This window comes from Saccharomonospora saliphila YIM 90502 (assembly GCF_000383795.1).
Taxonomy (GTDB): Bacteria; Actinomycetota; Actinomycetes; order Mycobacteriales; family Pseudonocardiaceae; genus Saccharomonospora; species Saccharomonospora saliphila.
On record NZ_KB912728.1, the window covers coordinates 15,102 to 24,581 of the forward strand.

The following is a 9,480-nucleotide window of genomic DNA, read 5'->3' on the forward strand; positions in this document are numbered from 1 at the left end:
GCCCCCGGCGTGCGGCAGGCACACCAGGCGCAGGGCCGGGTCGGCCACGGGGCGGAAGGCGCGGAACCAGGACGAGCGGGACCGAGCCGGTGCCGGGCCCGGTCCGGAGCTCGCGGAGGCCGGGGGCGAAGCGGAGGGACCGGCGGAACGCGACGGGGGGAAAGACGGCGAAGTCACGCCGTCACCGTAGCGAGCGCCGGCACGCGCCGGGAGGGCGTTTGCAGTCTCCGGAAACGATCCCTGTCGCACCCGCCGGATCGCCCGGAAGCGCCGGGCTTGTCCTCCTCCCTGGCCCCGGCGCGATTGCCGGCTCAGCACGAGTGTTCTCAGGAGTGGCCGCGGGCGATGAGCACCAGAACGCGCAGCACCAGCACGCTGCTGACGACCAGCAGGTGGTAGCCGATCATCTGGTACAGCGTCACCGTGGAGGTGACCGAGGGCCCTCCGGACGATCCGAGCAGCAGCACCCCCATGATGCCGGTGACACCGCCGAGGAACGCGGTCAGCACCGAATTGAGCAGCCCGGTGACCACCCGGCGTTCGCGTTCGTCGGCGAGGACACGGACCCGCACCGAGAAGTCGCCGCGTTCCAGGGAACCCGTGATCCGGTCGAGGCGGCGGGGGAACCGGCGCAGCATCGGCAACAGTGCGAGGGCCTCCCCGGCGGCGGCCGTGGGCAGCGAGCGGTCGGTGAACTGCCGCGCCATGAATCCGGGCGCGCTGCGGCGGGCCTGGTCGATCAGGTTGAACTCCGAGGTCAGACCGCTCAACGTGCCGTCGAGTGTCAACAGCGTGCGAAACAGCGCGGCGACCTCCGGTGGCACCTCGAGGCCGAAGTCGGCGGTGAGGGCGAGCAGATCGGCGAACAGTCCCATGTCGGCCGCGCCGCCGTGGGCGACGTTGGTGGCCAGGAACCGGCCGAGTACTCGTTCGAGGCGGCGCTCGTCCAGGTCGCCGGGGCGGTGGACCACTTCGAGCAGGGCGTCGCGCAGCGCGGCCGGGTCGCCCGCGTTGACGGCGAGCAACAGGTGCTGCAATCCCGCGCGCAATCCGGTGTCGAGCCGGGCGACCGAGCCGAAGTCGAGCAGCGCGAGCCGGTCGTCGGCCAGCAGCAGCACGTTGCCGGGGTGCGGGTCGGCGTGGACCAGCCCGTCGACCACGATCTGCCGCAGCACGCAGTCCAGCAGTGTGCGGGCCAGTTCCTCCGGGTCGAGGCCGCGCTCGGCGACCAGGGGAGCGGCGGAGCCGAGCGGCACGCCGTCCAGCCAGCCGAGGGTGAGCACCCGCGTGCCGCTGAGCCGTTCGTGCACCGCGGGCAGTGCCACGGTCCCGTCGCCGTGCGCCGGGTCGGCGGCGCGCACGGCGGCCGTGTTGCGCGCTTCCACCCGGAAGTCGAGCTCTTCCCGCAGCGCCGAGGCGAATCCGTCGGCGAGGTCGGCGAGGCCGATGGCACGCCCCCACCGGGTGCGTGTGGTCAGGCTCCGCGCGAGCCGCCGCACGATGTCGAGGTCGCGGTCGACCACCTCGCGGATGCCGGGGCGCTGGATCTTGACCGCGACCCGCTCGCCGGTGTGCAGCGTGGCCCGGTGGACCTGGGCGATGGAGCCCGCCGCGACCGGTTCCGGCTCGATCCGGGCGAACCGGGTGTCGAACCGCGGGCCGAGTTCGGCGACCAGCACCGCCCGCACGTCCTCCCACGGAACGGGGCCGACGTCGTGGTGCAGGTGGGCCAGTTCGGTGACGAACTCCTCGGCCAGCAGGTCGTGCCGGGTGGCGATGACCTGCCCGAGCTTGACGAAGGTGACGCCGCCCTCCTCCAGCGCGCCACGCAGCGCGCGGGCCAGGGTCGCGGTGTTGGTGGTGCGGCCGGACCGGCCGCGCCCGCGCAGATGGGGGCCCAGCCCGTGCCGCACCGCGATCGACATGATCCGCGCGTAGCGCCGGGCGCGGGCGATCCGGGTGCGTCCGGAGCGCAGCCAGTCCAGTGGACCGCCGAGCGACCCGGAGGGCACCACGGCCTCGGCGACGGCGAGGAAGCAGGTGGCGATGAGGACGCCGATGCCGAGCTGGAGGCTGAGCTGCACGGCCGGATGCCCGTCCAGGCGCACCGACGTGCCGAACAGCGACTCGGCCAGGACGCCGATGGTGCCCGCCAGCACGGTGCGCAGCAGCCCGACCCGCAACCCCAGCAGGCGCCGTGCCGCGAGCGCGAGCAGGGACACCAGCACCACGGTGCCGATCACGAACAACGGAATCCACACGGTCGTGCTCACAGTCTCGCCTCGCAACCGGGCCTCGGGGCGGCTCCTCGGCGACGCCCGAGGCCTACCGGGCCATCGCCAGGGCCGCAGTTCGGATCGCCCGCAACCATTCGCGCCGGATCAGCCCGCCGGGCAGTCTGATCAGCCACCAGTAGCGGGTGAAGGCGCGCAGCGAGCGCTGGTCGGTGACCCCCACCCGGGTCTCGGTGCTGAGCACCCCCCGGGCGTGGTGGAAGTTGAACGCGACGCGGTAGTGGCCGGGCTCGCTGAACGAGACGAACGCGTCGTACGGATCGGGGTCGAGCGTCCGGGCGCTGCCGCCACGACGCACCGGGGCCACGGCGCCGACGACCAGTTCGTCCGGACCACGCCGGAGCACGCGGAACCCGCCCGCGGTCATCCGGTCGAGGAACGGCACCGGCCCGTGCGGCGTGCGGCCCGCCGAGGAGAGGGCCGCCAGCGCGCGGAAGAGCGGAAGCTCGTTCCAGGTCACCGATTCCACGGCCGTCAGCACGTCGCCGGTCGGGGCGGGCACGCGCAGCGCGTGCCGTTCGCGGTGGTCCCAGCGGGGCAGGACGTCGTCCAGCAGCACGGCGGCCCGCCTCAGCCCCGCGCCACGCGACGGCGGTCGGTGTGGAAGGTCCACGCGGCGAGCACGAACAACACGCCCCCGAGAAGCCACCACGGTTCGAAGACGAAGGCACTGATCCGCTCGGCCTCGGTGTCGGGCACCTCCACCACGCCCAGCAGCATGCCGATATCGGCGACGATCGTGCCCGCCGCGTGCACGATCGAGAAGAGGCCGGTCAGCGCGGTGAGCGCGGTGACGGTGCGAGGTCTGCGGCGGCCCTCCGGACGCACCAGCGCGAGCGCCAGCGCGGCACCGGCCAGGCACAGGGGCACCGCGATGATGTCGATGACCAGCAGCGCGGTGTTGTCCTCGATGGAGAATCCGGCGGGCATCGCGAACGTGCCACCCGCTGCCCAGTAGACGTGCACCCCCGCGAAGACCACCATCCAGGCGCAGCAGAGGCCCGCGAGCCAGCGCAGGCGCGTCGACGGCGTTTCGGTGTGCTCGGCCGACCGTGCGGGGGACGGTGACTGGTTCATCCGCTCTCCTGTCCCGGGCGCCGGGTGCGCCCGCCCGCTCAGGTTAGAGCCCGCCGCCCCACCGGAACCACCGCGCTGCCGGTCCCTGCACGCGGCGCAGACGTGCCGTGGTGAGTTCGCCGGTCCTCACGCCATCGAGGTGCCGACCCGATGATTCGTCGGCTCCGTTCCGCCGATCGCCGGAGTCCGCCGGTAACACCCGTTCCGCCGATAGCCGGATCTGGCACGGTGCGCGTAGCATCCATGATCGTCCAGAAAAGTAGTCCGGTCTGGAGGTCATCTTGGAAACCAGAGAACTGACCGTGGAAGCCGTGGATACACCGAAGCGCCGGAATCTCGCTGAAAGGGTCGCCGAAGAACTGAGCCGAGCGGACGAGCGGAACAGTGCCTCGGCGAGCCTGGACAGCGTGAGCCTCGGCGGTGCGACCTACACCAAGATGCTCGGCAAGCGGTACCAGTGACAGCGAGGTGGGGGCGGGTATGCGACAGGCTGATGTTTCGACGGACGCGGACGGCACACGAAGCCCCCACCTTCACAGTCTGCGCCTGAGGATCGAGACCCCGTACCTCGACGAGCTGGGTTCGGTGTACATTCCTGCCGTCGGCGAGCAGGGCGACTGCGTCAAATTGAATGAGATCGGCAGTGAAGTGTGGCGCCAGATCGCGCGGTCCGGGCATGTCGAGAAGGAGCTGGCCGAGTATCCTGGGGTGTCGGATCTCATTTTCAAGTTGATCCACCGGCAAGTCGTGAGTATTGGGCGGACAGTGTGAGAATCGCCTTCGTGAACAGTCCTATCGGGCAGTCGTTCGATCGCCGCGGTTCGATACCCATCGGACTGGCGTATATCATGTCGTATCTGAGGTCCGAGGGGATCGAATCCGACGGTTATGACCTGAGCAACTCGGGAAAGTCCGCCGAGGAGCTCGTCGACGAATATCGATTGGCGTCCTACGATGTCGTCGGCTTCTCGGTCTACAACGAGTCGTTCTTTCCCACCGTCGGCCTCGCCAACGAGATCAAGAGAAGGAACCCGGACTCGTTCCTGTTGTGCGGAGGCCCTCAGGCTACCGCGACTCACGACGCCATCATCGAGGGCTTCGACGGCATCGACGCGGTCATTCGGCGCGAGGGTGAACACCCCACGCTGCGCCTGATCCAGGAGCTGCGAGGCGGTCGCGGCCTTGAGGCCGTTCCGAACCTGACCTACCGGAGCGGTTCGCAGGTGGTCGCGAACGCAGAGATGCCTGCCATCGAGAACCTCGACACGCTGCCGTTCCCAGATGCCGAGTTCGTCAGCGAACAGCCGTATCCGGAACTGACCTACTACGACGAGCGGCGCCAGCTGTTGGTGCCGGCGATCACGGTCGGAACCTCGAGAAGCTGTCCGTACAACTGTAGCTTCTGTGGTGTTCTGACGATCGGGCGACGCTACCGGTCGCGATCTCCTGAAAACGTCGTGGAGGAGGTCGAGTACTTCAGGAAGAAGCATGGTGTCGAGTACCGGCACGTATATTTCAGCGACGCCAACTTCTTCGTTCGTGGGCAACGTGCTCTGGAAATCGTGGAAGCCTTGCATGACTACGACCCGGGGATTTCGTTCAGTTTCGGAACGCGCGTGAATCAGCTCTTGCGCGCGGAGCAGATCATCGAAAAGATGATCCCCTTGGGCCTGCGATTCGTCGAGGTCGGGGTGGAGAGCGCGTCACCTCCCGTGCTCGAGCGTCTGTCGAAGGGAGTCAGCCCGGAGACGAACGTCGCTGCCACCCGCATGCTCCAGCGTCTCGGTGTGGAGATAGCTCTCGATTTCATCATGATCGACCCGGCCACCACGCTTGAAGACCTCGAGCTCAACATGGCCTTCATCAAAGACTGCGGGTTCGCTGATTATTACCCTGTCGATCACCTCTACACGAGCCTCGGGCTTTACGAAGGAACCCCGATCCGTGAGTTCTACGAAGATCGACTGGGGACGACGTTCGGTCTGGGTACCCTCCCTGACATCGGCCCGCTGATCGAACACGCCGAGACGCTGGCCTTCTGGGAGACCACCCAGTCGTTCCGCCGAACCTATCAGGACGAGTTGGACCGGCTACTGGCCGACACCGAGTTCCTGCTCCTCGACGAATCCGTCAAACGGGTACTGATCGAGAAGGATTCGCCCGACTTCGAATCCGTGCGGCAGCTTCAGCTTGACTCGGTAGCACTGCGGCACGCGCCACTACGCTTCTTCGACGCGGTTATCGGAGATATCCGAAATGGGCTGGACCCTCGTTGCTGCGACGACGTGACTGGTCTGTACTATGGATCACCACCCGTCTCGTTGTCAGAACTGATGGCCCGCACGAGGAGTCTTGTCGATGAACTACGTAGCTCTCGAAGCGCGGCCTTGCCGCACTCATGATGGAAACCCCGCCAGCGGGTGGTGCGGTTTCTGAGACGATGCGCGATGAGGTTCATGACGTTCACGTTCCGCTCAGGCGTAATCGTTCTTTCGCTCGGCTCTGGATAAGCCAGTTCCTGGCGACGCTGGCGTGGCAGGTCTCGGCGTTGGCCTTTCCGCTGCTGGTTCTGGCGGCGACGCGGTCACCGACACAGGCCTCGATAATCGGTGCGCTGAACTACGCCACCATCTTGGTGTATCTTCCTGCCGGTTCGTTGGCTGACCGCGTGAACCGGCGGTATCTGATGGTCGGCTGCGCACTTGTCGAGGCTGTCGCGCTCGGCAGTGTCGCCGTCTCGGTGGGAACCGGTCATGTCTGGTTCTGGCTGCTGTGCGCCGCTGCGCTTCTGCAGGGTATCGCGATGGAACTGTTCTCCATCACCGAACTGAGCGCGCTGCCGCACATCGTCTCCGACGAGCAGGTAAGCGAAGCGGCGTCGTGGAACGTCGGCCGAACCGCCGTCGCTGTACTCGTGGCTCCGTCCGTGGGTGGTGCTCTGTTCGGTCTCGCGCATGCGGCTCCGTTCATCGCGGGTTTCGTGGCATGCATGCTGGCCTGCGTCCTGGTCGTGGGGCTGCGGCAGCCTCTGCAGGCCAGTGTGCGGAAGGCTGCCGAGTCGGTCAGCAAAGAGGATCTCGTCGCCGGCCTGAAGTGGCTCTGGAGACAACGGTTCTTGCGTGCGGCCACCATAGTCACCGCCGGTGCGGAGGTGACGTGGGGCGCCATCGATCTGGTCATCATTTTCCGCGCCTACGAGGCGAACGCGACCGCGTGGGAAATCGGCATCATGATCGGCGCTATGGGTGCTGGTGGGGTACTCGGGTCAATGGTTTCAGGGCGGGTCCAGCGGAAATTCTCGCTGAAGCAGCTGGTGATCGGGGTATTCTCTTCCGAAGCCGTGCTCATCGGCTTCCTGGCGTTCACGAACGATCCTTACGCGATGGCGGTGATCGTGTTCGTGGCATCGCTGGGGTTTCCTCCGTGGAACGGAGCGTTGGCCGGTGCCATGATGTCCCGCGCGCCCGATGGGCTGCGGGGAAGAGTGAGCGGGGCCCAGAAACTGATCATTTCGGCGTCCTTGCCGCTTGGCGTGCTGGCGGTAGGGCCGATCATGGAGGCGGGGGGCGGGATATCAGGTGTGGTGGCGCTGGTTCTCTGGCACTGGGCGGTTGCTCTTTTCGCGATCTTCAGTAAGAGTATCAGAGTGCCGGTCGCGACTGAATGATCCGGAGCCGAAAGGGTGTGATGGATGAGTACACCAACCAGTAAATCGGGCCATATCGACGGCAGGGAGTTGGGGGTTGCGGCGTGGTCGACTATTCGATAGCCGGATGTTTCGATTCCGTTGAGGAATTGCTGGGCTGGGTCTCGCGTACGCGAAGTGACGTCCCGGTCGTCACGAAGGTGCGCACGGGCGGTAGTGTGGACGTGTCGGTGGAGACCGTTGACGAGTGGCTGGACCACGGGCGGATCACGTCCGCCTCGATCGCCTTCTCCAAAGACAACCAGGCGGCTCCTCTGGAGGAGTTCTCGTCGGGTATGCAGATCCAGGGGAAGGTGTGGCCTTTCTTGGTGTCGCCCGATCGTGCGAGGTCGTTGATTGGGCGGGGCTACTCCATGGTCCTCTCGGGTCCGGAGGCATGGGATCCGGACTTCAGAAGATTCGCTTCGGCGTTCACGGAGTCGTCGCTCTGCCTGCTCAACACGATGATTTTCGTTACTCCGCGACTTTCGACCGGGTTCTTTCCGCACAGAGATCGAGACGACCACGTGGTGTGTGTACAGACTGTCGGAACCAAGGAATGGCGACTCTACGATGCGGCGCCGGCGGGATGGTCGGAGCACGACGGGGACAAGCCCGCCGAGAGTGCGCTGACCTCGTCGGTACGCTTGGGTCCGGGAGACGCGCTGGTCATCCCCCGAGGGTGGGGGCATGCGGCCAGCGCGATGGACGAACCGTCGATTCACCTATCGTACGGTTTGAACTACGTTGATTTCGGCGAGCTTTACCGGCTGAGTCTGATCAGCGCGCTGCGGGAGTTGCCCAAGTCTGCCACGGTCGAGCAGACCCGGGATACGATCGCCGAGATCGACGCCGAAGTTCGGGAGTGCGACCGGGTTTCGCTCCTGCGCGATTTCGTCGCCCGTCAGTATCGGTCGGACGGCTCGACACTCGCCTCGGTTCTGGGGCAGGAGTAGTTCCGGCTGCCGTCGGGCGGGCCGACGGTGAGGATCGATGCGGACACCGCGGTGGTGTCCAGACACGCGTGGCGCCCGGACGGGCGGAGGGCGCGGGTCGCGTCGCGACTAACGCCGCATCAGGAGGGCGGCGTAGAGGGTGAGGCCGGGGCCGAAGGCCAGCGCCACGACGGGGCCGCCGTCGTCGAGAGCGCCGTTGGCGCGCAGTTCGTCGAGCACGAGCAGGACGGTGCCCGACGAGCAGTTGTCGTGCTCGGCGAGCACGGTCCGGGAGGCGGCCAGCGCGTCCGCGGGCAGCCGGAGTGTGCGCTCGACCGTGTGCAGGATGCGTGGCCCGCCCGGGTGCACCGCCCAGCCCCGGACATCCGGAACACCGAGTCCGTTCCGGGCCAGCAGCTCGCCGATCACGGTGGGCAGGTGTTCGGCCAGCACGTCGGGGACGTGGGGGGACAGGCCCATGCGAAAGCCCAGGTCGGTGACGTCCCAGGTCATGTGCTCGGCCGCGCTGGTGTCGGTGAAGGCCGCCGTGTCGACGACGTCCACGCCGCGCGCCGAGGTGCTCTCGCTCCCGGCGGTCCGGCACTGGAGCACGAGCGCGGCGGCCGCGTCGCTGAACAACGCGTGGGAGACGACCTGTTGCGGCTCCGTGGTGGGCGGCTGGACGTGCAGGGAGGTCAGTTCGAGGCAGAGCAGCGCCACGGGCCGCTCGTGGGTGATGGCGAAGGCGGCGGCGTTGCCGAGGGCGGGCAAGGCGGCATAGCAGCCCATGTGGCCGACGAGGAGGCGGTGTGCCCGCGGGGGCAGCTTCAGCGACGCGGCGAGGGTGATGTCGAGTCCCGGGGTGGTGTAGCCGGTGCAGGAGACGACGGTGAGCTGCCCGAGGTCCTCGGCGGTGAGGCCGGCGTCGGCCAGCGCCGCGGCGACGGCCCGGTGTCCCAAATCCGGGGCCCGCTCGGCGTAGCGCCGCATCCGTGCGGCGGTGGAGCTGTGGGACAGGTCCTCGGTGAGCGGGTTGGCGACCGCGTGCCGCCGGTCGACACCGGACCCCTCGAAGATGCGCCGCGCGAGGCGGTCCGAAGCGAAGTGCCCGCGGAAAAAGCCGTCCCACAACGCGCGCTGATCGATCGTCTCGGGGAGCGCGGTGCCCACGCCGGTGATGGCCGCCGTCACCATCGGGCTACCTCGGCCTGGTGCTCGGGGTCGCCGCCGACGGCCGCGATGCCCAGCCAGTCGGCACACACGTCGGAGGTGGCAGGCTGGAGCGCCCCGCAGCGGGCGTCCCGGTAGAGGCGTTCCAGGGGATGTCCGCGCCTGGTCGCCGCCGCTCCGGCGGCTTCGACCATCGACGACGCGACCTCGTTCGCGGTGTCCCCCGCGATCAGCTTGGCGCGCCACACCCACCGGTTGGTCTCGGGCTCGCCGGGGCGCTCGGCGACCCTCGCGGCGGCCTCCCGGACGGCCAGCGTGG

General features: G+C 67.9%; 10 protein-coding genes. 5 read left to right on the plus strand and 5 right to left on the minus strand.

Features of this window, described 5'->3' with window-relative positions; all coding sequences use genetic code 11:
• Positions 1-326: 326 nt before the first annotated feature.
• From SACSA_RS0118985 to SACSA_RS0118995, 3 genes are read right to left on the minus strand one after another with little or no spacing between them, the layout of a single operon-like run.
• Positions 327-2,273, minus strand: coding sequence for an ABC1 kinase family protein (locus SACSA_RS0118985; protein WP_019819318.1), 1,947 nt, complete (start codon positions 2,271-2,273; stop codon positions 327-329).
• Between the two features lie 52 nt (positions 2,274-2,325).
• Complete coding sequence (locus tag SACSA_RS0118990) at positions 2,326-2,853, minus strand: hypothetical protein (RefSeq protein ID WP_157597019.1); 528 nt, start codon at positions 2,851-2,853, stop codon at positions 2,326-2,328.
• An 11-nt stretch (positions 2,854-2,864) separates the two neighbouring features.
• A complete protein-coding gene (locus SACSA_RS0118995) occupies positions 2,865-3,371 on the minus strand; it encodes a DUF3995 domain-containing protein (protein ID WP_019819321.1) in 507 nt (168 codons plus the stop codon).
• A gap of 311 nt (positions 3,372-3,682) precedes the next feature.
• On the opposite strand from SACSA_RS0118995, the gene SACSA_RS25420 reads away from it, so the two are divergent.
• From SACSA_RS25420 to SACSA_RS0119020, 5 genes are all read left to right on the plus strand, one after another.
• Positions 3,683-3,832 carry a hypothetical protein gene (locus SACSA_RS25420; RefSeq protein WP_157597021.1) on the plus strand — a complete coding sequence of 50 codons (150 nt, stop codon included), beginning with the start codon at positions 3,683-3,685 and terminating at the stop codon, positions 3,830-3,832.
• A gap of 19 nt (positions 3,833-3,851) precedes the next feature.
• Positions 3,852-4,142 (plus strand): hypothetical protein, encoded by a 291-nt coding sequence (locus SACSA_RS0119005; RefSeq protein WP_019819323.1) that lies wholly within the window; start codon positions 3,852-3,854, stop codon positions 4,140-4,142.
• A gap of 11 nt (positions 4,143-4,153) precedes the next feature.
• Positions 4,154-5,773, plus strand: a complete 1,620-nt coding sequence (locus tag SACSA_RS0119010) for a B12-binding domain-containing radical SAM protein (RefSeq protein ID WP_157597023.1) — start codon at positions 4,154-4,156, stop codon at positions 5,771-5,773.
• Between the two features lie 38 nt (positions 5,774-5,811).
• The gene (locus SACSA_RS0119015; protein ID WP_019819327.1) at positions 5,812-7,038 is read left to right on the plus strand and encodes an MFS transporter; all 1,227 of its coding nucleotides are present in this window, start codon (positions 5,812-5,814) and stop codon (positions 7,036-7,038) included.
• A gap of 83 nt (positions 7,039-7,121) precedes the next feature.
• On the plus strand, positions 7,122-8,012 hold the full coding sequence (locus tag SACSA_RS0119020) for a JmjC domain-containing protein (protein WP_157597024.1): 891 nt from the start codon (positions 7,122-7,124) through the stop codon (positions 8,010-8,012).
• A gap of 108 nt (positions 8,013-8,120) precedes the next feature.
• On the opposite strand, the gene SACSA_RS0119025 is transcribed toward SACSA_RS0119020, so the two are convergent.
• Positions 8,121-9,185, minus strand: a complete 1,065-nt coding sequence (locus SACSA_RS0119025) for a type III polyketide synthase (protein ID WP_019819331.1) — start codon at positions 9,183-9,185, stop codon at positions 8,121-8,123.
• Positions 9,179-9,480, minus strand: a 302-nt coding sequence (locus SACSA_RS23840) for an acyl-CoA dehydrogenase family protein (RefSeq protein WP_048877004.1), incomplete at its 5' end; no start/stop codon positions are given. The genes SACSA_RS0119025 and SACSA_RS23840, both read right to left, overlap by 7 nt.

Excerpts from the sequence above, each read along its gene's own strand:
- SACSA_RS0118995 (WP_019819321.1), bottom strand. The coding sequence starts at position 3,371 with ATGAACCAGTCACCGTCCCCCGCACGGTCGGCCGAGCACACCGAAACG.
- SACSA_RS0119005 (WP_019819323.1), top strand. The coding sequence starts at position 3,852 with ATGCGACAGGCTGATGTTTCGACGGACGCGGACGGCACACGAAGCCCC.
- SACSA_RS0119015 (WP_019819327.1), top strand. The coding sequence starts at position 5,812 with ATGCGCGATGAGGTTCATGACGTTCACGTTCCGCTCAGGCGTAATCGT.
- SACSA_RS0119025 (WP_019819331.1), bottom strand. The coding sequence starts at position 9,185 with ATGGTGACGGCGGCCATCACCGGCGTGGGCACCGCGCTCCCCGAGACG.